The 22382-nt window shown below is 71.6% G+C and carries 24 protein-coding genes; 17 read left to right on the top strand and 7 right to left on the bottom strand.

Going from position 1 to position 22382, the window contains the following annotated elements; translation table 11 throughout:
• Positions 1 to 56: 56 nt before the first annotated feature.
• Positions 57 to 824, top strand: coding sequence for an Lrp/AsnC family transcriptional regulator (locus DVK05_RS11855; RefSeq protein WP_121563538.1), 768 nt, complete (start codon positions 57 to 59; stop codon positions 822 to 824).
• Between the two features lie 72 nt (positions 825 to 896).
• Here DVK05_RS11855 and DVK05_RS11850 read toward each other — a convergent pair whose 3' ends face one another.
• Both DVK05_RS11850 and DVK05_RS11845 read right to left on the bottom strand, forming a co-directional pair.
• Entirely contained in the window at positions 897 to 1832 is a 936-nt protein-coding gene (locus DVK05_RS11850; protein ID WP_121563537.1) for an NAD-dependent epimerase/dehydratase family protein, read from the bottom strand.
• Between the two features lie 90 nt (positions 1833 to 1922).
• On the bottom strand, positions 1923 to 2363 hold the full coding sequence (locus tag DVK05_RS11845) for a DUF302 domain-containing protein (protein WP_121563536.1): 441 nt from the start codon (positions 2361 to 2363) through the stop codon (positions 1923 to 1925).
• A gap of 162 nt (positions 2364 to 2525) precedes the next feature.
• Between DVK05_RS11845 and DVK05_RS11840 the strand changes: the two genes are divergently transcribed.
• From DVK05_RS11840 to DVK05_RS11815, 7 genes are all read left to right on the top strand, one after another.
• Positions 2526 to 2942 carry a helix-turn-helix domain-containing protein gene (locus DVK05_RS11840; RefSeq protein WP_199712323.1) on the top strand — a complete coding sequence of 139 codons (417 nt, stop codon included), beginning with the start codon at positions 2526 to 2528 and terminating at the stop codon, positions 2940 to 2942.
• A gap of 86 nt (positions 2943 to 3028) precedes the next feature.
• Complete coding sequence (locus DVK05_RS11835) at positions 3029 to 4312, top strand: M20 family metallopeptidase (protein ID WP_121563535.1); 1284 nt, start codon at positions 3029 to 3031, stop codon at positions 4310 to 4312.
• A gap of 88 nt (positions 4313 to 4400) precedes the next feature.
• Entirely contained in the window at positions 4401 to 4532 is a 132-nt protein-coding gene (locus DVK05_RS17705; protein ID WP_255409712.1) for a hypothetical protein, read from the top strand.
• A gap of 2 nt (positions 4533 to 4534) precedes the next feature.
• Positions 4535 to 5128 (top strand): class I SAM-dependent methyltransferase, encoded by a 594-nt coding sequence (locus DVK05_RS11830; RefSeq protein WP_121563534.1) that lies wholly within the window; start codon positions 4535 to 4537, stop codon positions 5126 to 5128.
• Between the two features lie 111 nt (positions 5129 to 5239).
• A complete protein-coding gene (locus tag DVK05_RS11825; protein WP_121563533.1) occupies positions 5240 to 5476 on the top strand; it encodes a sulfurtransferase TusA family protein in 237 nt (78 codons plus the stop codon).
• Positions 5473 to 6618, top strand: coding sequence for an NAD(P)/FAD-dependent oxidoreductase (locus DVK05_RS11820; protein ID WP_121563532.1), 1146 nt, complete (start codon positions 5473 to 5475; stop codon positions 6616 to 6618). The genes DVK05_RS11825 and DVK05_RS11820 overlap by 4 nt, the downstream gene beginning before the upstream one ends.
• A gap of 2 nt (positions 6619 to 6620) precedes the next feature.
• Positions 6621 to 7250, top strand: coding sequence for a DUF1641 domain-containing protein (locus DVK05_RS11815; RefSeq protein WP_121563531.1), 630 nt, complete (start codon positions 6621 to 6623; stop codon positions 7248 to 7250).
• Between the two features lie 151 nt (positions 7251 to 7401).
• On the opposite strand, the gene DVK05_RS11810 is transcribed toward DVK05_RS11815, so the two are convergent.
• Complete coding sequence (locus DVK05_RS11810) at positions 7402 to 8001, bottom strand: DsrE/DsrF/DrsH-like family protein (RefSeq protein ID WP_121563530.1); 600 nt, start codon at positions 7999 to 8001, stop codon at positions 7402 to 7404.
• 2 nt (positions 8002 to 8003) lie between these two features.
• Complete coding sequence (locus DVK05_RS11805) at positions 8004 to 8249, bottom strand: sulfurtransferase TusA family protein (protein ID WP_121563529.1); 246 nt, start codon at positions 8247 to 8249, stop codon at positions 8004 to 8006.
• A 247-nt stretch (positions 8250 to 8496) separates the two neighbouring features.
• On the opposite strand from DVK05_RS11805, the gene DVK05_RS11800 reads away from it, so the two are divergent.
• The 6 genes from DVK05_RS11800 to DVK05_RS11780 all read left to right on the top strand — a co-directional run bounded on the left by DVK05_RS11800 (position 8497) and on the right by DVK05_RS11780 (position 13474).
• Positions 8497 to 9690 carry an MBL fold metallo-hydrolase gene (locus DVK05_RS11800; protein WP_121563528.1) on the top strand — a complete coding sequence of 398 codons (1194 nt, stop codon included), beginning with the start codon at positions 8497 to 8499 and terminating at the stop codon, positions 9688 to 9690.
• Positions 9691 to 9698: 8 nt separating this feature from the next.
• Positions 9699 to 10256, top strand: a complete 558-nt coding sequence (locus tag DVK05_RS11795) for a YeeE/YedE family protein (RefSeq protein WP_121563527.1) — start codon at positions 9699 to 9701, stop codon at positions 10254 to 10256.
• On the top strand, positions 10257 to 10715 hold the full coding sequence (locus DVK05_RS11790; protein WP_121563526.1) for a YeeE/YedE family protein: 459 nt from the start codon (positions 10257 to 10259) through the stop codon (positions 10713 to 10715).
• Positions 10716 to 10727: 12 nt separating this feature from the next.
• On the top strand, positions 10728 to 11903 hold the full coding sequence (locus tag DVK05_RS11785; RefSeq protein ID WP_121563525.1) for an inorganic phosphate transporter: 1176 nt from the start codon (positions 10728 to 10730) through the stop codon (positions 11901 to 11903).
• A 358-nt stretch (positions 11904 to 12261) separates the two neighbouring features.
• The gene (locus DVK05_RS17365; protein WP_173229098.1) at positions 12262 to 12426 is read left to right on the top strand and encodes a hypothetical protein; all 165 of its coding nucleotides are present in this window, start codon (positions 12262 to 12264) and stop codon (positions 12424 to 12426) included.
• Positions 12416 to 13474, top strand: a complete 1059-nt coding sequence (locus DVK05_RS11780) for a sulfite exporter TauE/SafE family protein (protein WP_121563524.1) — start codon at positions 12416 to 12418, stop codon at positions 13472 to 13474. Before DVK05_RS17365 ends, DVK05_RS11780 begins: the two co-directional genes overlap by 11 nt.
• 29 nt (positions 13475 to 13503) lie before the next feature.
• Here the strand turns inward: DVK05_RS11780 and DVK05_RS11775 are convergent, their stop codons facing one another.
• Positions 13504 to 15114, bottom strand: a complete 1611-nt coding sequence (locus DVK05_RS11775; RefSeq protein ID WP_121563523.1) for an iron ABC transporter permease — start codon at positions 15112 to 15114, stop codon at positions 13504 to 13506.
• Positions 15115 to 15231: 117 nt separating this feature from the next.
• Here DVK05_RS11775 and DVK05_RS11770 point away from each other — a divergent pair, with 117 nt between their 5' ends.
• The 3 genes from DVK05_RS11770 (at position 15232) to DVK05_RS11760 (ending at position 18331) form a co-directional block, all read left to right on the top strand.
• Positions 15232 to 15789, top strand: coding sequence for a gluconate 2-dehydrogenase subunit 3 family protein (locus DVK05_RS11770; RefSeq protein WP_121563522.1), 558 nt, complete (start codon positions 15232 to 15234; stop codon positions 15787 to 15789).
• Entirely contained in the window at positions 15786 to 17429 is a 1644-nt protein-coding gene (locus DVK05_RS11765; RefSeq protein ID WP_121563521.1) for a GMC family oxidoreductase, read from the top strand. The genes DVK05_RS11770 and DVK05_RS11765 overlap by 4 nt, the downstream gene beginning before the upstream one ends.
• Positions 17430 to 17677: 248 nt before the next feature.
• Positions 17678 to 18331, top strand: coding sequence for a dolichyl-phosphate hexose transferase (locus DVK05_RS11760; RefSeq protein WP_233559389.1), 654 nt, complete (start codon positions 17678 to 17680; stop codon positions 18329 to 18331).
• 428 nt (positions 18332 to 18759) lie between these two features.
• Here the strand turns inward: DVK05_RS11760 and DVK05_RS11755 are convergent, their stop codons facing one another.
• Both DVK05_RS11755 and DVK05_RS11750 read right to left on the bottom strand, forming a co-directional pair.
• Positions 18760 to 21141 carry a glycosyltransferase family 39 protein gene (locus DVK05_RS11755; protein ID WP_121563519.1) on the bottom strand — a complete coding sequence of 794 codons (2382 nt, stop codon included), beginning with the start codon at positions 21139 to 21141 and terminating at the stop codon, positions 18760 to 18762.
• Between the two features lie 55 nt (positions 21142 to 21196).
• On the bottom strand, positions 21197 to 22348 hold the full coding sequence (locus tag DVK05_RS11750; protein ID WP_121563518.1) for an extracellular solute-binding protein: 1152 nt from the start codon (positions 22346 to 22348) through the stop codon (positions 21197 to 21199).
• Between the last annotated feature and the right edge of the window lie 34 nt (positions 22349 to 22382).

The raw sequence follows: 22382 nt of genomic DNA, 5'->3' as shown, positions 1-22382 counted from the left end.
GGCGTCGTCGTGTGAGGGGCAAAACGTCTTTGACCGGATAGCCAGTAGCTGGGGCCATGACGTACCGCCCCGACGAGATCGACCGTCGGATCCTCTACTACCTAGGGATGAACGCGAGGGACACGTCCGCGCCGATGATCGCCGAGGAGGTGGACGTCACCCCCGCGACGGTCCGCAACCGCATCAACCGACTGGAGGAGCAGGGAGTCATCCGGGGGTACCACGCCGACATCGACTACGAGAACTCGAACGGGAAGGTGACGACGCAGTTCACCTGTACGGCCCCCGTGAGCAAGCGGTCGGCGCTCGCCAACGAGGCGCTGTCGACTCCGGGGGTGATCCAGGTCCGAGAGCTCCTCGCCGGGCAGGAGAACCTCGTGGTCACCGCCGTCGGCGAGGACACGACGGACATCAACCGCATCGCACAGCAGCTCTCCTCGGCCGGGGTGACCATCGAGCGCGAGGACATCGTCCTCGACGAGACGTTCCAGCCGTACCACGAGTTCGCCCCGGAGGAGGACCGGGCCCCGTCGGCGGTGACCGACTTCCAGACCGTCGTCGGCGGCGGGGAGGTCGTGGAGTTCACCGTCTCGGAAAGCGCCGACGTGGCCGGGCTCTCGCTGGAGACCGCCAACCAGCGGGGCCTGTTGTCCGACGAGGTGCTGGTCGTGGGGATCGAGCGCGACGGCGACCATATCGCGCCGAACGGCGACACGCGGATCAAGCCGGGCGACCTCGTCTCGGTGTTCTCGCCGGAGGCGCTCCCGGAGCGGCTCGTCGACGCCTTCGACGGCGACCCCCGGCCCGCGAACGAACAGGTGTGACCGGGCGGGGCCAGATCGGCGCCCCGGGCGGCGGGCGAAGCCGCGACCGGCTCCGCAGCGGCCGACCGCTCCCTACTCGACTATCTCGTCGATGAGTTCCCGCGCGCTCCGCCGGACCGCCTCGTCGCTCTCGATCGACGGCTCCCACCCCAGGGCGGACAGCTTCTCGATCGACAGCCGCATCTTCGGCACGTCCCCGGTCCAGCCGCGGTCGCCGCCCGTGTAGCTGTACGCGGGGTCGACGCCCAGCTCCTCGCTGACGACGTCGGCGATCCGGGTCACCGAGGTGGTCGTCCGCGTCCCGAGGTTGTAGACGTTCAGGTCGTCGTCCGCGTGCTCGACGACGTGCTGGATCGCGTCGACGCACTCCGTGACGTGCATGTACGACTTCTCCTGGCGGCCGTCGCCGAGGATCTCCAGTTCCGTCGGGTCGTCGTCGAGCTTCTGGATGAAGTCGGGGATCACGTTGCCGCGCTGGCGCGGGCCGACGATGTTCGCGAACCGGAACACCCACGACCGGATCCCGTAGGAGTGCGCGAACGTCGAGATCAGCGCCTCGTCCGCGAGCTTCGCGGAGCCGTACATCGAGATCGGTTCGAGCGGGGCGTAGTCCTCGGGCGTCGGCCGCGGCGCCTCGCCGTACACGGTCGACGAGGAGGTGAACGCGAACCGGTCGACGCCGACCTCGCGCATCCGTTCCAAGACGTTGTACGTCATCGCGGTGTTCTCCTCGAACAGCGCGCGGTCGTCGTCGTAGTTCGTGTCGGTGTACGCCGCGAAGTGGAAGACCGCGTCGAGGTCGGGGGTGACCGCGCGGGCGACGGCGTCGGGGTCGGTCACGTCCGCCTCGACGAACTCGGCGCCGTCGGGGACGCGGTCGCGGGTCCCCTTCGAGAGGTCGTCGGCGACGCGGACGGTCGCGCCGCGGTCGAGCAGGGCGGCCGCGAGGTGGCTCCCGACGAGCCCGGCGCCCCCGGTGACGAGGACGCGCGAATCGGCGAGGTTCATACGGGGTCGTCGGCGGTCGCGAATAAGTAGGTGTGGAATCGGAACGGAGGACGGGCGGGACGGGCAGGGCGGAGCGGGCGCGACGCGACCCTACAGGTTCTCGAACGCCTCGTCGACGAGTTCGCCGGTGGTGGCGACGATGTCCGCCATCTCGTCGTCGTCCGGCGCCATGCCCACGAGCCGAGCGATGCGCATGATGGAGACGTGGTAGACGCGCTGCGTTCCGGGCTCCTCCTCCCAGACGACGACGTTACAGGCCATCAGCGCGCCGAGCTTGTTGTCCGTCGCGTCGAGGGCGCGGTCGGCGACCTCGGGGTTACACGCCCCCAGCACGTAGTAGGGGTCGCGACCAGCGTCGACCTTTTCGTTGAGCATCTCGGACGGCGAGAACTCGACGGGGACGCCGAAGCCGGCGTCGGTGAAGGCGTCGCGGACGTGTTCGATCGCCTCCTCGTGGTCCATTTCGAGGGTCGTCTGTTGCTCGCCGATGTCGTCCGGGTCGATCTGAGTCGGGTCGATCGGAAGCGTCATTCGTGTATCGTCTTGGGCCTACGTAACAAATACCCTTTGGATAGCGGCCCGAAAATTCGAGCGACACGCCGACCGAACCGCGTCTACGTCACCGCGGCCGAGATAGTCTTGTGCTGTTCGGGAACATCTTTAACCGCCTCCGTCACCCTACCGCCCGGTACGATGACCGCGTCAGTGCGCGAGGACCTCGAACGCGACATGGAGTGGCCGGACGCCCTGGAGTGCATCCACGGGCTCAACGACCGGGACCGGGCGGTCTTTCGGGCGCTCCAACGGGCGGACGAGTGGCTCACCGTCGACGACGTGGCGGACCGGCTCGGCTGCGAGCGGTCGACGGCGCACCGGTCGATATCGCGACTGGTCGAGTTCGACCTCGTCGTCCGGCGGCAGGTGAACTACGACCACGGCGGCTACTACTACGTGTACCGCCCGCAGGCGCCGGAGGCGATCGCCCGCGAGATGCGGCGGCTCCTCAACAGCTGGTACGCGACCGTCGGCCGGCTCGTTCAGGAGTTCGAGGACCGGTACGGTCGAGAGCCGAACGGGAGCGAGGACCGGGCGACGCCGCCCGATCCCTGAGGCGTGGGCTGAGGAGCCCCACCTGCCACATTATATTGTGTGATCTATACAAAACAGCTAAACCGCCGGGGACCGAACGGGACGGTATGGCCGAAGACACGGGCGCGTCGCGGCCGACGCCCGCCGGCGACGCCCCCGCCGAGTACGTGCGAGACAACCGGGAGGCGCTGGTCTCGCTGGCCCTCGACCTGCTCGCCGTCGACACGTCGAACCCGCCCGGCGACACGCGGGAGATCGTCGCCGCCGTCGAGCGGTTCCTCGACCCGCTCCCGGTCGAGGTCGACCGGGTCGCCGTCGACCCGGCGAAGCCGAACCTGCTCGTGCGGGTCCCCGGCGACGCCGACCGCACGCTGCTGTTCAACGGGCACCTCGACACGGTCCCGTTCGACGCCGACGCGTGGACGCGCGACCCGCTCGGCGAGCGCGCCGACGGCCGGGTCTACGGCCGGGGCGCGACCGACATGAAGGGCGCCGTGGCGTCGCTGCTGTTCGCGCTCCGGGCCTTCGCCGCGACGGATACGGAGCCGCCCGTCGACCTCCTGTTCGCCCTCGTGAGCGACGAGGAGGTGGGCGGCGACGCCGGGCTCCCGGCGCTGCTCGACGCGGGAGCGCTCGACGCGGACGCGTGCGTGATCGGCGAGCCGACCTGCGAGGCGGGCCGTCACTCCGTCACGGTCGCCGACCGGGGCAGCATCTGGCTGACGCTCGAAGCGGCGGGCGAGGCGGCGCACGGCTCCCGCCCGGCCCTCGGCGTCAACGCCGTCGACCGGCTCTACGCCGCCGTGGAGCGGATCCGCGAGCGGTTCGGCGGCGAGCGGCTGGCGATCGACGCCGAGGTGGAGCCGATCGTCGAGGAGTCGGTCGCGTACTACGCCCCGTCGATGGGCGAGGCGGCCGCCCGGGAGCTGTTCCGGTACCCGTCGATCAACCTCGGCGTCTTCGAGGGCGGCGACGCGGTGAACGCCGTCCCGGGCTCCGCGCGCGCCGAGGTCGACGTGCGGCTCACCGCGGGCGTCCACACGCCCGACGTGCTCGCCGGGATCCGGGAGTGCGTCGCCGGCTGTGAGGGGATCACGATCGCCGACGTCTCCTGGAGCGTCGGCACCGCCGAAGACCCCGAGGGCCCGCTCGTCGAGGCCGTCGCGTCGACGGCCGCGGGCGTCACCGGGGACCGCGTCTTCAGGCGGAGCGCGACGGGCGGCGGCGACGCCAAGAAGCTCCGGAACGCCGGGATATCGACCGTCGAGTTCGCGCTCGGGACCGACACCGCGCACGCGCCCGACGAGCACGTCCCGGTCGACGCGCTCGTCGACAACGCGGTCGTCTACGCCCGGCTCCCGGCGGCGTGGCGGGCCCGGATCGACGGGTAGCCGCCGGCGGGGTGCGGGGCGACCGCCGCCCGGTCGGTCCCGGACCGCGTGAGAAAGACATAGATACTGGAATAGTGTACTTGTGGATATGAAGGACAACACTATGCCGGCGAGGGGGCGGCTCCGCGGGGGCAGGGCGCTCGACGCGCCGGCCGCCGGGGCCGACCGACCGCGACGCCCGCACCGCTCACCGGACGCCGACGCGGCGACCGCCCGCTGACGATGGACCGGTTCCGGAACACCGGCCAGCCCGACTGGGACTGGTGGGGGAAGCTCTGGCCGACGCCGGGCGCCACGCTCCGGGAACTCGGGCTCGCGGCCGGGCGGTCCGTCGCCGAGGTCGGCTGCGGGAGCGGCTACTTCGCGCTCCCGGCCGCCCGGATCGCCGAGCCGGCGTCCGTGTACGCGGTCGACGTGGACGAGGCGCTGCTGGCCGAGCTGACCTCGCTCGCCGAGCGGCAGGCGATCGGGAACGTCGTCCCGGTCCGCGGCGACGCCCGGAACCTGACCGATCTCCTCCCGGAGCCGGTCGACGCGCTCGTCGTGGCGAACACCCTCCACGGCGTCGACGACCGGACCGGGTTCCTCGGGGAGGCGTTCGACGCGGTCGAGCCCGGCGGGAGCCTGATCGTCGTCAACTGGCGCGACCGGCCGCGCGAGGCGACGACCGTCGGGGGCGAGCCCCGCGGCCCGCCGACGGCGCTGCGGATGTCCCCCGAAGAAACGGAGGAGGCCGTCCGGCGAGCCGCGGCGTTCGAACTCGACCGGCGGGTCGACCTGCCGCCGTACCACTACGCGCTGGTGTTCGATCGGTAGCGGGACGGGCACCGCCGCCACCGGTCCGTGCCGAACAGCGTATTTTAGAATAGTGGAATTTACGCACAAGTCTAATAGGCTGCCGCCGCAACCGTCGCGTGTGAGACAGCCATGACCGACATCGAACCCGACGACACCGTCGACGCCAGAGGCGCAGCCTGCCCCGGTCCCCTGATGGACCTCATCGGCGCGATGCGGGGCGCCGAGCCCGGGGCCGTCGTCCGGCTCCTGAGCGACAACGAACAGTCGCGCACCGACGTCCCCGAGTGGGCCGAGGAGGCCGGCAACGAGCTGCTCGCCGTCGAGGAGCTCGACGACCATACCGCGTTCTACGTGGAGAAGGCATGACCGAACGCATCGTCATCCTCGGCGGCGGGACCGGCGGCACCGTGCTCGCCAACGACCTCGCCGACCGGCTCGGCCCGGAGCTCGACGCCGGCGACGTCGAGGTCACCCTGATCAACGACGGCCCCGACCACGTGTACAAGCCCGTCTGGCTGTACGTCCCGTTCGGGCAGCGCGAACCGGCGGACGGTCGCCGCGCGCTCGACGACCTGATCGACGACGCGGTCGACCTCCGGATCGGCCGCGTGTCCGAGATCGACACGGACGCGCAGGAGCTCCGGTTCGACGGGACCGCGCCCGCGGCGGAGTACGACCACCTCGTGCTGGCGACGGGGTCGACGCTGAGACCCGAGCGGATCCCCGGGCTCGCCGAGGGCGGGCACAATTACTACAGCGAGTCGGGCGCGACCGCCCTGCGCGACGAGCTGCTGGAGTTCACCGAGGGCGAGATCGTGTTGAGCGTCGTCGGGACGCCCCACATGTGTCCCGCGGCGCCGCTGGAGTTCGTCTTCATGGTCGACGACTGGTTCCGCGAGCGCGGCCTGCGCGAGGACGTCGGGATCACCTACACGTACCCGATCCAGCGCGTCCACGGGAACCCCCACATCGCCGAGTGGGCCCGTCCCATCATGGAGGAGCGGGACATCGCCGTGGAGACGTTCTTCAACGCGGAGTCGGTCAACCCCGAGGCGGAGACGATCACGTCGATGGAGGGGACCGAGCTCGGCTACGACCTCCTCGTGTCGATCCCGCCCCACGGCGGCGTCGACCTGATCGAGGCGGCCGGGCTCGGCGACGACGGCTGGGTCGACGTCGACAAGCACACCCTGGAGGCCGAGGCCGCGGAGAACGTGTACGCGCTCGGCGACACCGCGGACACCGGCGTCCCGAACGCGGGCAGCGTGGCCCACTACCAGGCCGGGGTCGTCGGGCGGCGCCTCGCCAGCGAGGTCCGCGGACGCCCGCCCACGGCGACGTACGACGGGAAGACCCTGTGCTTCATCGAGACGGGGATGGACGCCGCCTCGTTCGTCGAGTTCGACTACGAGCGCCCGCCGTCGCCCGCGCCGCCGTCGGAGAAGCTCCACTGGTCGAAGCTGGCGTACAACGAGTCCTACTGGCTCACCGCGCGGGGGCTGCTCTGACCATGTCCGAGACGGAAGCGCCCGAGTCGACCGACCTCGAGGCCGCGATCGCGGAGAACCCGGAGGCGGTCGCCGCGTTCGTGGAGCGGCTCGACGCGGTCAACGAGCTGCTGGACGTGCTCGCGCTGGGCGAGGGCGCGCTCTCCGACGAGATGGTCCGCGAGCTCTCGGCCACGGGCGCGACGCTCGCGGAGTCCGCCGACGGCCTGGCGACCGACGAGACCGCGGCGCTGGCCGAGGCGGTCGGCGAGAACGGCGACGACCTGCGGGCGGCGCTCGACACGCTGCTCGAACTCCAGCGGGGCGGGACCCTCGACGAGCTGGCCGAGATCGCCGAGGTCGGGTCGCTGGCGACCGCGGCCCTCGACGACGAGATGGTCGCGTCGCTGGCCGGCACCGGCGCCGCGCTCGGCGAGGTGGCGCAGACGGCGGCCGACGACGACGCCCGCGACGGCGTCGAGACGCTGCTGAAGGGCGTCGGCGAGGCGGAGCGCGAGCCGCCGGAGCGGGTCGGCGCCGTCGGCCTGCTCCGCGGCGTGCGCGACCCGGAGGTCCAGTACGGGCTCGGCTACCTGCTCGCGGTGGCGGGCGCGATCGGTCGCGAGCGCGCCGGCCGCGAGGAGAGCGAGTGATCTCGCGGGCGAGGAGAGGCGCCGGTCCGGGACGCGACCGGACGCGGTTGGTCGCGGTCGCTGACGGTTCGCGGCCGGATCGGCGGTACCGGAGCGGTCGCCTCCGGTGACAGGACGGCTAAAACAGAACCGGGCGATCGCTTCGCGGCGGTCAGACGAGCAGCTGGATGTCCGCCTCGGCCATATCTTGGAGCGCGGTGGCGGCGCCGACGCCCGTGGTGACGCCGTCGTAGAAGTCGTCCTCGTCGTAGTCCATCAGGTCGATGGTCATCTGACAGGCCTGGAACTCTACGCCCATGTCGAGGCTCGTCTCGAGGAGCTCCTCGATCGTGGCGGTGTCGTTGTCCGCGATCCGGCGCTCCATCATCTTCGTCGTGACGCGGTCCATCCCGGGCAGCGCGGCGACCGCGTTGGGAACGGGCATGTTGGGGTTGCCGACGGAGCTGAGCTTGAGGCGCTTCGACCGCTCCTCGTGGAGGATGTCGAGCCCCCAGAACGTGTGGAAGACGGTCACCTCGTAGCCGAACGCGGCCGCGGTGCTGGCGAGGATGAGCGGCGGGTACGCCATGTCGAGCGTCCCCTTGGTGGCGATGATGCTCATCTTCTTGCCGCCGTCGTCGGTGGCCTCGGCGAGCGCGTCCTCGAGCTCGTCGACGCGCGCGGCCAGCTCCGCGCGGGAGGGCGCGTCGTCGGTCGGCGCGTCCTCGGCCGACGGGTCGTCGCCCGGGGCGTCGGATGTGTCCGTGCTCATCGTTACGCCGTCTTGCGGACGTAGTGTTTGTACACGTCGTCGCCCTCCGTCTGGTCGAGGAGCTCGACCCCCGCGGTGCCGTCGGCCCACCCGTCGATGTCGCTCATGCTGCCGGGGTCGGTCGCGAGCACTTCGAGGACCTCGCCCTCGGCGAGGCCGTCGATGGCGGACTTGGTCTTCACCACTGGCATGGGGCACGATGCGCCTTTCACGTCGAGCGTCTCCGCGATGTCGAATTCGGCACTCATTGTGTATCTGCTCCGGTGTCTGTATTGGAGCTATCGCACAATACCTCCCGGTGAAGTAAAACTGTGTCGGTTCTTGGGAATTCTACTAACTACTGTATAACGCCGAACCGGTTAAGACGGTTCACAAGAGCGGTAGCGACGGACCCATCCGCGTATATCCGAATCTGCGGGCGAGTAGTATTGCTTAGAAAAGGAAATACTATGAAAATGCTTTTGTGCGTCGGTCCGGTAGGAGCGACTGCGAAACATGAACGCCGACGACTTTCCGACTCCGGACGTCGACGTCGACTCCGTCGACCCGGACTCGCTCAAAGGCCGAATCGACGCCGGCGAGGACGTCACGATCCTCGACGCGCGCATGCGGTCCGACTACGAAGAGTGGCGCATCGACGGCGAGACCGTCACGTCGATCAACGTCCCGTACTTCGAGTTCCTCGACGACGAGATCGACGACGAGGTCCTCGACCGGATCCCCGACGACCGCGAGGTGACCGTCCTCTGTGCGAAGGGCGGCGCCAGCGAGTACGTCGCGGGCACGCTCGCGGAGCGGGGCTACGACGTCGACCACCTCGAGGACGGGATGAACGGCTGGGCGAGCATCTACGACGCCGTCGAGGTCGAGCGGTACGACGGCGCCGGCACGCTCCTCCAGTACCAGCGCCCCTCCTCGGGCTGTCTCGGCTACCTCCTCTACGACGGCGGCGAGGCCGCGATCATCGACCCGCTGCGCGCCTTCACCGACCGCTACCTCGACGACGCCGACGACCTCGGCGTCGAACTGAAGTACGCGATCGACACGCACGTCCACGCCGACCACATCTCGGGCGTGCGCGACCTCGACGCCCGCGGCGTCGAGGGCGTCATCCCCGCGGCCGCCGTCGACCGCGGCGTCACGTACGCCGACGAGCTGACCACGGCCGACGACGGCGACGCGTTCGCGGCCGGCGACGCCACCGTCGAGGCCGTCTACACCCCCGGCCACACGACCGGGATGACCTCCTACCTCGTCGACGGGAGCCTGCTCGCGACCGGCGACGGGCTGTTCGTCGAGAGCGTCGCCCGCCCCGACCTCGAGGAGGGCGACGAGGGCGCCCCCGACGCCGCGCGGCTGCTGTACGAGTCGCTCCAGGAGCGCGTCCTGACGCTGCCAGACGACACGCTCGTCGGCGGCGCGCACTTCAGCGACGCGGCCGTCCCGGCCGACGACGGCACCTACACGGCGCCGATCGGCGACCTCGTCGAAGAGATGGACGCGCTCACGATGGACGAGGACGACTTCGTCGACCTGGTCCTCGCGGACATGCCGCCGCGCCCGGCCAACTACGAGGACATCATCGCGACGAACCTCGGGCAGAACGCCGTCGACGACGAGGAGGCGTTCACCCTGGAGCTCGGCCCGAACAACTGCGCCGCCAGCCAGGACTCGCTCGCGGGTGACTGACGACGCCGATGGTCGCTGACCCAGTACTGCTACAGGCGGTCGCCGACCTGTTCCCGAACGGGATCAGCCGGTACGCCGTCGGGGGGTTGCTCGTCGGCCTCGGGACCGTCGCCATCTACGCCGGGACCGGCATCGCGGCCGGGGCGAGCACGTTCCTCGAATCGACGCTGTCGTACGTCTCCGACCGGTCGCGGTTCCAGCGGTACGTCGGCTCGCGCGACTGGCGGCTCGTGTTCACGGCCGGGATCGTCCTGGGCGCGCTCGCGTTCGCCGCGACGGTCCAGTCCGGCGCGGTCGCGACCTCGCTGTACGAGCCGGGAACGACCGGCCGGCTCTACGAGGTCGCCGGCGTGACGCTGTGGACAACCGACGTCCAGCCGTGGCGGCTGTTCGTCGGCGGGATCCTGGTCGGTATCGGGACCCGGATCGGCAAAGGGTGCACCTCGGGCCACGGCGTCTGCGGCGTCGGCTCGGCGTCGCGGACGTCGCTCGTCGGCGTCGCGACGTTCCTGACCGTGGCGATCGGGACCGCGCAGGTCGTCGCCGCCTTGGGGGTGAGCCCGTAGATGGCGGACCGGCATCCCCTGTTCAAGCCGCTGGTGTTCGTCGGCGGGCTCATCTTCGGCTTCGGGCTCGGCTTCAGCCACATGGCCCGGCCGGAGGTCGTGTTGAACTTCCTCCAGTTCGAGGACCTGGGGCTCCCGTTCGTGATGTTCGGGGCCGCGATCGTCTCGGGGCTCGCGTTCGCGCTGCTGCCGCGGATCCGGGACGCGGCGCCCCTCACGGGGAGCCCGTACGAGCGCCGGCTGAAGCCGTTCGACCGGAACGTGCTCGTCGGCGGGGCCGTCTTCGGCGTCGGCTGGGGACTCTCCGGCATCTGTCCGGGCGCGGCGTACGCGAGCCTCGGGGTCGGCAACGTCGCGATCCTCTGGGCGCTCGGCGGCATGTTCGTCGGCGCGTACGCGCAGGGGTACTGGCGGAGCCGGAGCGAGTCGCGCGACGCCGCCCCGGCGGGCGCGGACTGAGACGCCGCCCCCATGGACCTCGCCTTCCTCGCCCTCTTCGCCGGCGCCGCGCTCGCGAGCCTGTTCATGGCGTGGGTGATCGGCGCCGGGTCGAGCGGCGCGACACCGTTCGCCCCCGCCGTTGGCGCGAACGCCGTCTCGACGATGCGGGCCGCCCTCCTCGTCGGCGTCTTCGGCTTCGCCGGCGCCGTCACGCAGGGCGGGAACGTCTCGGAGGCCGTCGGCAGCGGCCTCGTGGGCGGGATCAGCCTGCCCGTCGCCGGCGTCATCCTCGTGCTCCTGCTGGGCGCGGGGCTGATGGCGGTCGGCATCACCACCGGGATCCCGATCGCGACCGCGTTCACCGTGACCGGCGCTGTCGTCGGCGTCGGCCTCGCGCTCGGCGGGACGCCGGTCTGGGCGAAGTACCAACAGATCGGCGCCGTCTGGGTCCTGACGCCGTTCGTCGGCGGCGGGATCGCGTTCGGGATCGCCAGCGTGCTCCCGCGGTCCGGCGTCCCCGAGCGGTACAGCGTGGCGGCGCTCGCCGGGCTCGTCGGCGCCGTCCTCGCGAACGTCCGGTTCGGTTTTCTCGGCGAGGGGGCCGCGCCGGGGACCGTCCGCGGACTCGCACAGCGCGCCTTCTCGATCGACGGACTCGCGTCGGCGGTCGCGGTCACCGGCCTCGTGGCGCTGGCCATCGCCGCCGTCGTCTGGTGGGACGTGCGCCGCGACGAGTCGGGAGGGCTGCGGCGCGTGCTGCTCGCGCTCGGCTCGCTCGTCGCGTTCTCCGCCGGCGGGAGTCAGGTCGGCCTGGCCGTCGGGCCGCTGCTGCCGCTGCTCGACGGGGTCGGGACGGTCTCGACGACGGCCGTCCTCGTCGGCGGCGGGGTCGGGATGCTGGTCGGCTCGTGGACCGGCGCGCCGCGGATGATCAAGTCGCTGGCGCGGGACTACTCCTCGCTCGGGCCGCGCCGCTCCATCTCGGCGCTCGTCCCCTCCTTCCTGATCGCGCAGCTGGCGGTGCTGCTCGGGGTCCCCGTCTCGTTCAACGAGATCGTCGTGAGCGCGATCATCGGGAGCGGCGCGGCCGTGGGCGGTCGCGACGCGGTGGACGCGCGGAAGATCCTCGCGACGGTGGGCGCGTGGGCGGGCTCGTTCGCCCTCTCGTTCGCGCTCGCGTACGCCGTCGCGGTCGCGGTCTTGTGATCGCGGTGTCGTAACCTCCCGGCGGCGACCCCGCGGTTCGCTTTTCCATCAACCGCGCCCGGACGGTCTCGGACGCCGACACCGATCGGGACCGCCGAGCGACCTAGAGATCGAACCGATCACCGGCGGGACCGTTCGGGCCGCGCGCGACCGCGCCGCGACCGCACGCCGTAGGGGCTCGCGGACCCGCGCGACGGGGATACGTTCTCCGTAAGTTATCGGTACTCCGGTCGAGGTTACCCGAATATAGTATTGTACGATAGTCCCAAAATCGTTATAGGCACGAGGTGGGTAGGTGAGGCCGAGCAGAAATGTGCCAACAGCGAAATACCGCGGTCAGCAGCGAGAGGGAGAATCGATGGCTGGACTAGAGATACCGACGTGGGACCCGGAGACGGCCCTGCTCATCGGCGCGATCCTCGTGGAGGCGTTCGTGCTGTACGTGGGCTACGCCGGCCTCGAACGGCTCGTCGGCCCCGCTCTCATGCGGCTCCTCGTCGGAGGTGACGCGAGTGCTCGGTAACCTCCTCGCCGGGCCCGGGCTCCTGGGAACGAGTCCGGAGATGCTCGCCCTGTTCGCCGGGTTCGGCCTCGTCGTCGGCGTCCTGTTCGGGTTCTTCGGCATGGGCGGGTCGTTCCTCGTCACGCCGGCCCTGCTCATGTTGGAGTACCCGGCGCCGGTCGCGGTCGGCAGCGGGATGGCGTTCGTCTTCGGGACGGCCGTCATCGCGACGCTGAAACACCACGACCTCGGGCAGGTGGACTACAAGCTCGGCGTGATCATGATCACCGGCACGACGATCGGCATCGAGGCCGGGCGCGCCAGCGTCTACTACCTCGAATCGCTCGGGCTCGCCGGCGGCGTCATCAGCATCGCCTACGTCGTCCTGCTCGGCGGCGTCGGTGCGATGGTCACCCGCGACGCCCTGAAGGGCGACGGCGGCGGCGGCGTCGACCACGAGGCCGCCGACAAGGACCTCGACGAGTACGAGATCCCCGAGGTCGCGAAGAAGATCCAACGGACCGTCCGGATCCCGCCGATGGTGACGCTCCGCGGCGACGTCCGCGTCTCCGCGTGGGTCATCACGGCCGTCGCCTTCGCGACGGGCGTCCTGTCGGGCTTCCTCGGCGTGGGCGGCGGCTTCATCCGGATGCCCGCGATGATCTACGCGATCGGCGTCCCGGTGCCCGTCGCGGTCGGCACCGACCTCTTCGAGATCGTCTTCTCCGGCGGCCTCGGGAGCTACCTCTACGGGCAGGGCGGCGGCGTCGACCTCGGGATCGTCGTGCCGCTGCTGTTCGGCAGCGCGCTCGGCGCCCGGGTCGGGTCCGCCGCGACCGCCGTCGTCGACGCCGACGGGATCAAGGTGTACTTCGGCGGGATGCTGCTGGTCGGCGCGGTCGCGGTGGGCGTCGGCGAGGTCGGCTCCTACCTGGGTAACGCGACGCTCGAACTGCTCGGGCTGGTGCTCGTCATCGGCGCGGCGGTCGTCGTCGCGGTCGCGGTCCTCTACACGGCGATAAGCTCGCTCCGCGTGTCGCGGGACCAGCGGCCCACCGCCGCGGACTGATCCGAGTCACCGCGGTCGCGGCGCCGTTCTCACAGCCCTTCTTCGCCGCCCTCCTGCGTGAGGATGACGACCATCGAGAGCCCGGAGATTAAGAGCAGGATGAGCGTTGGAACGACCGCGTACTGGTAGAGCGCGGTCGACTGCGCTCGCCAGATCTGGGTGACGATCGTGTCGAAGCCGGACGGGCGGAGCACGAGGGTGACGGGCAGCTCCTTCATCGTCGTGAGGAACACGAGCGCGGCCCCGGCGACGATCCCGGACCGAGTGAGCGGGAACGTCACGCGGCGGAAAGCGCCGGTCGGCGACTCGCCGAGCGTGCGCCCGGCCTCGACGAGCCGCCGGTCGACCTGGAGGATCGACGTGCGGGCGGAGCCGACGGCCTGCGGGAGGAAGCGGACGACGTACGCGAAGATCAGGAGCGGCAGCGTCTGGTAGATCCACGGCACGTAGCCGGAGCCGAAGTACACTAACGCGAGCGCCAGCACGATGCCGGGCACCGCGAAGCCGACGTACGTCGCGCGCTCGAAGACGACCGCGAGCGGCGAGTCGTGGTTCGCGGCGAAGTACGCGACGGGGATGGCGGCGAGCGCGGCGACGACCGCGGCGGCCGCCGAGACCGACACCGAGTTGAGCACCTGTATCGGCTCGAACGCGAGCGAGGGGCGCCGCCCGGCCTCCGAGTTGACCAGCCACAGTCCGAGGATCCACAGCGGGACCAAGAGCGCGAACGCGGAGACGCCGGCCGGGAGCAGCGTCGCCGGCCAGCGCAGCCGCCCGAGCGACACGCGGTCCTCGGTCCGGCCCGCGTCGTCGCCGCTCGTCTCCCGGTCCGAGCGGACGGCCCACTCCAGGGCGAGCACTAAGACCACGACGACGAGCAGCTGGAGCGAGAGCAGCGCCGCGTAGTCGCGGCCGAAGGCGTTGTACTCGACGTATATCTGCCGGGTGAACACCGGGAGCCGCATGATGGAGGGGGTGCCGAAGTCCGAGACCGCGTACAGCGCCGCTAACAGCGAGCCGGCGGCGATCGCGGGTCGGATCGTGGGGAGCGTCACGCGGCGGAACGCCGCGAGCCGCCCGTGGTTCAGCGTCCGGGCGGCCTCTAAGAGCGTCGTGTCGAACGACAGCAGCGCGGCCCGGGTCGTCAGGTAGACGTACGGGTACGTGTACAGCGTGATGACGAGGATCGACCCCCATAGCCCGGATATCTCCGGGACGCGCTCGACGCCGAGCGGGGCGAGCACCTCGTGGAACTCGCCCTGCGGCCCGAACGCGGAGACGAACGAGAAGGCGCCCACGTAGCTCGGGACGACGAGCGGGAGCGCGGCGGCGACCGTCCAGAACCGCCGGAAGGGGAGGTCGGTCCGGGCGGTGAGGTACGCGAGCGGGACGCCGATCAGGATCGACGCGGCCGTGACGCCCGCCATCAGGAGCAGGCTGTTGACGAGCACGTCGGCGGTCCCGGCGCTGAAGAGGAGGTCGACGGCGCGCTCGCGCTCGACGGCGACCGCCTCGATGACGAGCCACGCCAGCGGGAAGACGAGGGTGGCGGCGATCGCCGCGCAAAGCAGCGTGAGCCCCAGCGGGAGGTCGCCGTCGCCGTCTGTCAAGCGGTCGCGGATCCGGGTTCGCAGAGTCATTGTGCGGGAGGCGGGATCGGGTTGTCGAGGCGAGGGCGCGCCCGGCGTTAGGGGTTCCGATCGCGCGGCGAGCGCGCTCCGACGGATATATGAATTTAGGGCCACCTAAACTCTTTCATGGAACTGACGCGACGCGACGCGGCGGCCGCGCTGGCCGCGATCGGCGCGACCGGCGGCGTCGCGCTGGGCGTCCGTCGGACGACCGACGACGGGGGGGCCGAGGGGGAGGCGCCCGCGTGGGACGGCGACGGGACTCCCGGCGACGAGGCGGTCCGGACGGCGATGACGGCGGTCGCGCGGACCGTCTACCCCGACGCGGTCTCGGGGGTCGAAGCGTTCGTCGAGGCGTTCCTCGAGGGGCGCCTCGACGGGTCGGCGCACGGCGAGGGGATCCGGAGCGCGGTCGCCGAGGTGGAGTCGGCGGCCCGCTCGTGGTACGGCGCGCCGGTCGCGGAGCTGTCGGCCGCGGACCGCGACGCGCTGCTCCGCGAGCTCGGCGCGGACGTGGCCGAGGAGAACCCGGACGGGACGACCGCGGAGCGGGTGCGGTACTACGTCGTGAACGAGCTGCTGCTCGCGCTGTACTCGTCCCCGACCGGGGGCGAGCTCGTCGGCATCGAGAACCCGCAGGGGCACGCGGGCGGCGCCGAGAGCTACCAGCGGGGGCCGCCGTGAGCGGCGCCGAGAGCCTGGGGGACGGGCGCGCGAGCGACGGGCGCGACGTCGACCGGACGCCCGTCCCCGACGCCGACGTCTGCGTCGTCGGCGCCGGTCCCGCGGGGGCGCTCGTCGCCGACCGGCTCGCCGGCGACCGCGAGGTGGTGGTCCTCGACGCCGGGCCGCGGTTCGATCCCGAGGATCGGCTCGCCAGGCAGGAGCGGGCGATCCGGCCCTCGTACGGCCGGCCCGACGTGTGGGGCGTGGGCGGCGCGCGCGACGCCCACGAGAACGACGGCGAGTGGTTCTACCCGCTCAACCACGCCCGCGTGAAGGGGGTCGGGGGCTCGACGCTCCACTGGCAGGGGATGGTGATGCGGCTCCACGAGGACGACTTCAACTCCGCCAGCGAGCGCGGCGTCGGCGCCGACTGGCCCATCGAGTACGCCGACCTCCGCCCCTATTACGCCGAGGCCGAGCGCGAGCTGGGCGTCGCGGGCGCGTCGGACAACCCCTACGCGCCGCCGCGCGAGGAGCCGCACCCGATGCCCGCGTTCGAGCCCTCCTACAGCGACTCGCTGTTCGCCGAGGCCTGCGAGGAGCTGGGGATCGACATGCACTCGGTGCCGAACGCGCGCAACTCCGAGCCGTACGACGACCGCTCGCCGTGCGTCGGCTACGGCACCTGCCAGCCCGTCTGCCCGAGCGGCGCGAAGTACGACGCGACGGTCCACGTCGAGCGCGCGGAGGAGCGGGGCGCGACCGTCATCGACCGCGCGCCGGTCGAGCGGCTCGAACACGACGGCGACGACCGGGTGACCGCCGCCGTCTACGCGACGCCCGACGGCGAGCGCCACCGACAGGAGGCGGACGCGTTCGTCGTCGCCGCCGGCGGCGTGGAGACGCCGCGGCTCCTCCTTCTGTCCGCGTCCGACCGCTACCCGGACGGGCTCGCGAACGGGAGCGGGCACGTCGGCGAGTTCTTCATGGACCACCTGTTCGCGGGCGCCGGCGGCACGCTCGACGAGCCGACCAGACAGAACCACGTCGGCTTCTACACCAGCGCCTGCGACCAGTTCTACGACGAGGCCGACGCCGAGCAGGCGCCGTTCAAGCTGGAGTTCTTCAACTACGCCGGCCCCTCGCCGGTGGAGATGGCGCTCACGGGCGACGACTGGGGCGACGCGCTCGCGGAGCGGCTCCGCGACGGCTACGGGAACCACGTGGCGATGGGCGGGCTCGTCGAGCAGCTGCCGGACGCCGAGAGCCGGATCACCCTCGCGGACGACCGGACCGACGACCGCGGCAACCCGGTGCCGCAGATTGAGTGGACGGTCGGCGAGCGCGCGCTCGACACCATCGAGCGCGCCAACGAGATCCAGGTGTCGATCCTCGAGGAGCTCGGCGCCGACGTGGAGTGGGTCGCCGGGCCGGACGCGACCGGGCCCGCCTACCACCACATGGGCACCACCCGGATGAGCGACGACCCCGACCGGGGCGTGGTCGACGCCGACTGCCGGACCCACGACCTCGACAACTGCTGGATCGCCTCCAGCTCCGTCTTCCCCACGAGCGGCGCGATGAACCCGACGCTCACCATCGCCGCGCTCGCGCTCCGCGTCGGCGACGACGTGGCCGGGTGGCTCGCGGGGGAGTGACCGGGTCGCGGTCGGCGGAGAACCCCTCGTCACCGGTTCGTGCGACCGATTCACAGACGCTTTAGGCAAACCTAAAACTCAAGTGCGTCCGGACTGAGATGCGGGTAATGAGCGACTCAGCACACGCGACGAACGGGTCGGCGGCGTCGGTCGCGGCGGACTCGGACGACGAGACGGACGCGGCCGCGGCCGAGAGCGGAGAGGAGGCGGCGACCGACGAGTACACCTTCGACGACCTCAGCGTCGTGATGGGCACCTACAACGAGGAGGAGGCCATCGCGACGGTGCTGGAGGACATCGACGAGGTCACCGACGGGAAGGCCGAAGTCGTCTGCGTCGACGGCTCCTCGGACCGGACGCCGGAGATCGCCCGCGAGCACGGGGCGACGGTCATCGAGCAGGAGCCGCAGGGGTACGGCGTCGCCGTCCGCGAGGCGGTCCTGACGCCCGACCGGCCGGTCGTGGTCACCACCGACTGCGACGACACCTACCCGATGGAGGCGCTGCCGGAGTTCCTCGCGGAGATCAACGACGGCGCCGACGTGGTGAGCGGCGACCGGCTCTACCACGGCGCGGAGGCGATGCCGGCGTTCAACCGCTTCGGCAACCACGCGTTCGCGGCGGTCGCGAGCCTGCTCATGGGCGAGCGCGTCCACGACACCACCACCGGGATGCGCGCGTACCGCCGCGAGGTCGTCCAGGAGATCGGCTGGACGGAGAACACCGGTCTCTCCGCCGAACTGCTCATCCGTCCGCTGATGCGCGGCTACGACGTTCGCGAGCGCCCGATCCGCTACGCGGAGCGCCTCGGCGAGACGAAGCTCGACCCGATCGGGGGCGGCGCCGCCATCGCGAAGTCGATCGTCACCGTCTGTCTCGAAGAGCAACTGCGACGCTTCTGAGGGCGCGTCGCCCTCGACGCCGTCGTCGGACGGCGGTCCGGACGTACACTGTGGGCACAGTGGACCGCCGCCGGCGACGTTTGTACACTCGTGAGCGACAGCGCCACTCAGCTTCGGACCTGAGCGATGCGGTCGGCGCGTGCCGACGAGCGCCGCAACGCGGCGCGAGTCGCACGCGCGAGGGAGTCAGTCGCCGGAGCGAAGCGACGGCGACTGACGAGGCTGGGGAGGCGTGAGGTGCGGTGCTGTGCGGTCGGGTGGGACTCAAAGGGGCAGCCGCGAGGGCGGCGCAGGCGACGTAAGCACCGCAGCGAGCGAGTAGTAGCGAGCGAGCGAGGAGCGCAACGAGCGTGCGCCGCCCTCGCGGCTGGGGCTTTGGAGGTATTCGCCGTCGATCCGCTGGCAACTATTTATAAGAAATAGACGTATCAGTCGCTCGTGTCGGCGTCAGTCTCGAAGACGACCCAGTCGGGGTGCGAGTCGGGCTCGTCGGGGAGGTACGTGCCCTCGGTCCCGCACTCGGTGACGAGCCGGCAGGTCGAGCGCTCGGGCGGCCAGACGGCCTCGACGCGCTCACCGGCGGCACCCGCCTCGCCGCCCTCGGTCACCCGCACCGTCACCTCCTGTCGGTAGGTGAACGTCGCGCCCGTGGGGTCGACGAGCGTCACGGTCACGGCGACCACGTCGCCGTCGGGGTCGAACGGGACTGGCTCGCTCGCTTCGGGCGCCCCGGCAGCCGACGCGCCGGGCAGCCGGACGCCCTCGGGCGTCACCGCCCAGTCGACCGCCAGGGAGTCGCCGGGGTCGCTCACGGTGTAGGAGACGTGGTCCGGACCGCCCGGGGCGCCCCGGCGCGGGTCGACGCGGACCTGCGCGCGGGCGACGCGGTCCGGCACGCCGACGGTCGTCTCGGCGTCGATCCGGGGGCCCGACCGCCGGTCGAGCGGCTCCAGCTTCGGCGTGACGCGGGCCTCCGGGTCCGCGGTCCAGACGCCCTGGTACCCGAAGCGGTACAGGGTGCGGTTCGGGTAGGCGTCCAGCACCGCGAAGTTCTCCTCGGGGTCGCGGTCGAGCGCGTACACGACCTCGCCGTCGAGCCCCGGCCCGTTCCGGAGGTACTGGAACGGGTGGTTCTGCCACTCGCCGTACGGCGTGGGGACGAACACCAGCCCGTCCTCGAAGGTCGTCTCGTCGAAGGGGGCGTACGCGGCCTCGTGTTTCGCGTCGACCGCGGCGTTCCGCTCGATGGGGTCCGCGGCCGCGTCGACGGCCGCGACGCCCCCGCCCGCGACCGCGAGCGCGACGACGGCGGCGACGGCGACGCGCGCGGCCGTCGGCGAGACGCCGCGCTCGATGATCCGCTCGCGGGCCGCAGTGAGTCCGCGCCAGCCGGCGGCGACGGCAAGGCCGCCGAACACCGACAGCGGGACGAGCAGGTCGAAGTGGTAGAACGGCCCGAACAGCGACGCGAGCCCGTCGGTCGGGTCCGAGAGGTCGGCGAGCGCGTTGTGGGTGCCCCAGAAGTAGAGGTTCCCGACGGCGACCGAGACCGCGACGCCGCCGAGAAGCAGCGTCGCCGTCCGCCGGAACGCGGGCGAGCCGGTGGGACCGGACTCGGCCTCGCCCCCGCCGTCGCCGCCGTCGGGGGCGGTCGCGGCGTCGGCGGCGCCGACCGCGCCGGCGAGGAGACCGCGCGGGTCGCCGCGCGCGCGCCAGCCGAGGGCCGCGACCGCGACGCCGACGAGCGCCGCGGCCGTCCCGAGCGGGCCGGCCACGAACCACCGGGTCGCGATCTCCTGGAGGGCGTACCGGTTCGACTCGAATGCCAGCCCGAGCGTGTAGTCGACCGAGTGGCCGAGGATGCGGCGCTCGCCGAAGCCGGGGCCGTCCATCGGCGCGAACACCTGGTAGGGGAACACGAGCGGCGACCCCGTCATCCGGACGTTGTACGCGAGCGTGACGCCGACGAACAGGGTGCCGAACAGCGCGGTGAGCCCGTGACGACGGACCGGGTCGGGCAGGTCGCGGGACCCGCCGACCGCGAGCGCGCGGCGAGCCAAGGCCGCCACCGCGCGGGGCGTCGACCGCCCCGTCTCGGCGCCGAAGCGCCGGACCGCCGACCCCACCCGCCACAGCGCGTGGACGATGAACGGCGCGGCGAACAGCACCGCGGTGTACGGCCGCGCGAAGAACGCGATCCCGATCGCGACGCCCGCGACGCCGGCCGCGGGGAGCGACCCGTCCCGGACGCTCCGGAGGTACGCGACCGCGAAGACGAGGTTGAAGAACGTCGTCGGGGCGTACGGGAGGAACGCCGAGGAGGTCGCGATCGCCATCGGCGACGCGGCGAAGAGCGCGGCCGCGGCGAGGCCCGCGCGGCGGCCGACCGCCTGCGACCCGAGCAGGTAGACGAGCGCGGCGTTGCCCGCGGCGACGGCGGCGAGCGTGACGCGCGGCTCCCCGAACAGCCCCATCGAGACCGCGAACATCGCCGCCGGGACGGGGTTGTACTTCGGGTAGAGCCGGCCGCCGTCCTCGATGAAGAACCACGGGTGGACGGCGTCGGCGAGCGGGCCGGCGTGGAACTCCAGTTTCCCCCCGAGCAGCAGCGCCGCCTGCGTGAGGTAGACCCCCTCGTCGTGGTTCGCGGAGTGGTGCGAGAAGACGGTGGCGGCTATCGCGAAGGTCAGGGCGCCGGCGGCGACGGCGACCAGCGCGGCCGCGACCGTCACGCGGTCAGCGCGGCCGAGCCGCTGGTGGAGTCGGGCGGCGAGCCGGCGGGGACGAACGGACGGTGGACGGAGTGACACGGGCGGGACGGTGTGGCGGTGAGAGAGCGGTGCGGGCGCGGCGCGTAGCGGCCGATCAGATCTGGACGCCGGCGTCGCGCATCAGGTCGATCGTCGGTTCGAGGTTGGACAGCTGCGAGAGGTCGATGTCCGGCACGTCCAGCTCGTCGATCGACGGGAGGTCGCCGATCGGCTCGACCTCGGGGATCAGCGGGTACTCGAAGGTGGAGCGCGCGAAGTAGTCCTGCGCCTCCGCCGACAGCAGGTGGCGGACGAAGTTCGACGCCAGGTCGGCGTCGGAGGCGGTGTCGACGACCGCGGCGCCCGCGACGTTGAACACCGCGCCCGCGTCGCCCTCGGTGAACGTGGTGGCGATCGGCGCCTCCGGGTTCCCGTCGAGCACGCGCTGGATGTAGTAGTGGTTCGTGAACGCGGCGTCGATCTCGCCATCGGCGATCTCCTGGCAGGTGCGGAACTCGTCCGGGTACGTCGCGGCGCCGCGCTCGACCATCGCCTCCAGCCACTCGCGTGTCGCCTCCTCGCCTTCGAGGATCCGCATCGCGGTGATGAACGCCTGCGCGGAGCCGTACGACGGCGCCCAGCCGAGGTCGCCGTCGAACTCCTCGGGGTACGCCATGATGTCGTCCGGGAGGTCGCTCTCCGAGTACTCGTCGGTGTTGTACGGGATGGTGCGGGCGCGCCCGGAGGTGCCGACCCACTGCTCGGTGCGGAACTCCTCGCGGACCTTCTCGGTCACGTCGTCGGGGAGCGCCTGCGTGCGCCCCGCGTCGGCGAGCGCGCCGAGCGCGCCGGCGTTGACCGAGTAGAACACGTCGGCCGGCGAGCCCTCGCCCTCGTTGACGATCTGGTTCACGAGGTCCGTCGAGTTGTTGTACCGGATCTCCAGGTCGAGGTCGTCGTACAGGTCGTCGATGTAGCTGACCAGCTCGCCGACGAGGAACTCGCCGCGGCCGGAGTACACCGTGAGCTCGCCTTCGAGCGCCGGCATCTCCGACATCGACGTGCCGCCGGGGGCGCCGCGGCCCGCGCGGCCGGAGCCGATCTGTCCCACGGCGTCGCCGGCGCCGTCGCCGCCGTCCGACTCGTCGTCCTCGCCGGTGCCGTTACAGCCCGCGATCCCCGCAGCGCCGACCGCGCCGGCGGCCGCGAGGAACTTGCGTCGTCGAACGTCGCGTCCGTCGGTGGAGGCGGAATCGTGAGTCGTCATGTGCTTTAGGCGTGCCTAAATGTTTTTAGTCGTG

Source organism: Halorubrum sp. Atlit-8R, from assembly GCF_003666025.1.
Taxonomy (GTDB): Archaea; Halobacteriota; Halobacteria; order Halobacteriales; family Haloferacaceae; genus Halorubrum; species Halorubrum salinarum.
Note: the sequence above shows the minus strand (reverse complement) of the source record. Positions and strands in the feature narration are given on the sequence as shown.

What these genes read in the sequence shown, in the direction of transcription:
- DVK05_RS11855 (WP_121563538.1), top strand. Translation starts at nt 57, where the DNA reads ATGACGTACCGCCCCGACGAGATCGACCGTCGGATCCTCTACTACCTA.
- DVK05_RS11850 (WP_121563537.1), bottom strand. Translation starts at nt 1,832, where the DNA reads ATGAACCTCGCCGATTCGCGCGTCCTCGTCACCGGGGGCGCCGGGCTC.
- DVK05_RS11845 (WP_121563536.1), bottom strand. Translation starts at nt 2,363, where the DNA reads ATGACGCTTCCGATCGACCCGACTCAGATCGACCCGGACGACATCGGC.
- DVK05_RS11840 (WP_199712323.1), top strand. Translation starts at nt 2,526, where the DNA reads ATGACCGCGTCAGTGCGCGAGGACCTCGAACGCGACATGGAGTGGCCG.
- DVK05_RS11835 (WP_121563535.1), top strand. Translation starts at nt 3,029, where the DNA reads ATGGCCGAAGACACGGGCGCGTCGCGGCCGACGCCCGCCGGCGACGCC.
- DVK05_RS17705 (WP_255409712.1), top strand. Translation starts at nt 4,401, where the DNA reads ATGAAGGACAACACTATGCCGGCGAGGGGGCGGCTCCGCGGGGGCAGG.
- DVK05_RS11830 (WP_121563534.1), top strand. Translation starts at nt 4,535, where the DNA reads ATGGACCGGTTCCGGAACACCGGCCAGCCCGACTGGGACTGGTGGGGG.
- DVK05_RS11825 (WP_121563533.1), top strand. Translation starts at nt 5,240, where the DNA reads ATGACCGACATCGAACCCGACGACACCGTCGACGCCAGAGGCGCAGCC.
- DVK05_RS11820 (WP_121563532.1), top strand. Translation starts at nt 5,473, where the DNA reads ATGACCGAACGCATCGTCATCCTCGGCGGCGGGACCGGCGGCACCGTG.
- DVK05_RS11815 (WP_121563531.1), top strand. Translation starts at nt 6,621, where the DNA reads ATGTCCGAGACGGAAGCGCCCGAGTCGACCGACCTCGAGGCCGCGATC.
- DVK05_RS11810 (WP_121563530.1), bottom strand. Translation starts at nt 8,001, where the DNA reads ATGAGCACGGACACATCCGACGCCCCGGGCGACGACCCGTCGGCCGAG.
- DVK05_RS11805 (WP_121563529.1), bottom strand. Translation starts at nt 8,249, where the DNA reads ATGAGTGCCGAATTCGACATCGCGGAGACGCTCGACGTGAAAGGCGCA.
- DVK05_RS11800 (WP_121563528.1), top strand. Translation starts at nt 8,497, where the DNA reads ATGAACGCCGACGACTTTCCGACTCCGGACGTCGACGTCGACTCCGTC.
- DVK05_RS11795 (WP_121563527.1), top strand. Translation starts at nt 9,699, where the DNA reads ATGGTCGCTGACCCAGTACTGCTACAGGCGGTCGCCGACCTGTTCCCG.
- DVK05_RS11790 (WP_121563526.1), top strand. Translation starts at nt 10,257, where the DNA reads ATGGCGGACCGGCATCCCCTGTTCAAGCCGCTGGTGTTCGTCGGCGGG.
- DVK05_RS11785 (WP_121563525.1), top strand. Translation starts at nt 10,728, where the DNA reads ATGGACCTCGCCTTCCTCGCCCTCTTCGCCGGCGCCGCGCTCGCGAGC.
- DVK05_RS17365 (WP_173229098.1), top strand. Translation starts at nt 12,262, where the DNA reads ATGGCTGGACTAGAGATACCGACGTGGGACCCGGAGACGGCCCTGCTC.
- DVK05_RS11775 (WP_121563523.1), bottom strand. Translation starts at nt 15,114, where the DNA reads ATGACTCTGCGAACCCGGATCCGCGACCGCTTGACAGACGGCGACGGC.
- DVK05_RS11770 (WP_121563522.1), top strand. Translation starts at nt 15,232, where the DNA reads ATGGAACTGACGCGACGCGACGCGGCGGCCGCGCTGGCCGCGATCGGC.
- DVK05_RS11760 (WP_233559389.1), top strand. Translation starts at nt 17,678, where the DNA reads ATGGGCACCTACAACGAGGAGGAGGCCATCGCGACGGTGCTGGAGGAC.
- DVK05_RS11750 (WP_121563518.1), bottom strand. Translation starts at nt 22,348, where the DNA reads ATGACGACTCACGATTCCGCCTCCACCGACGGACGCGACGTTCGACGA.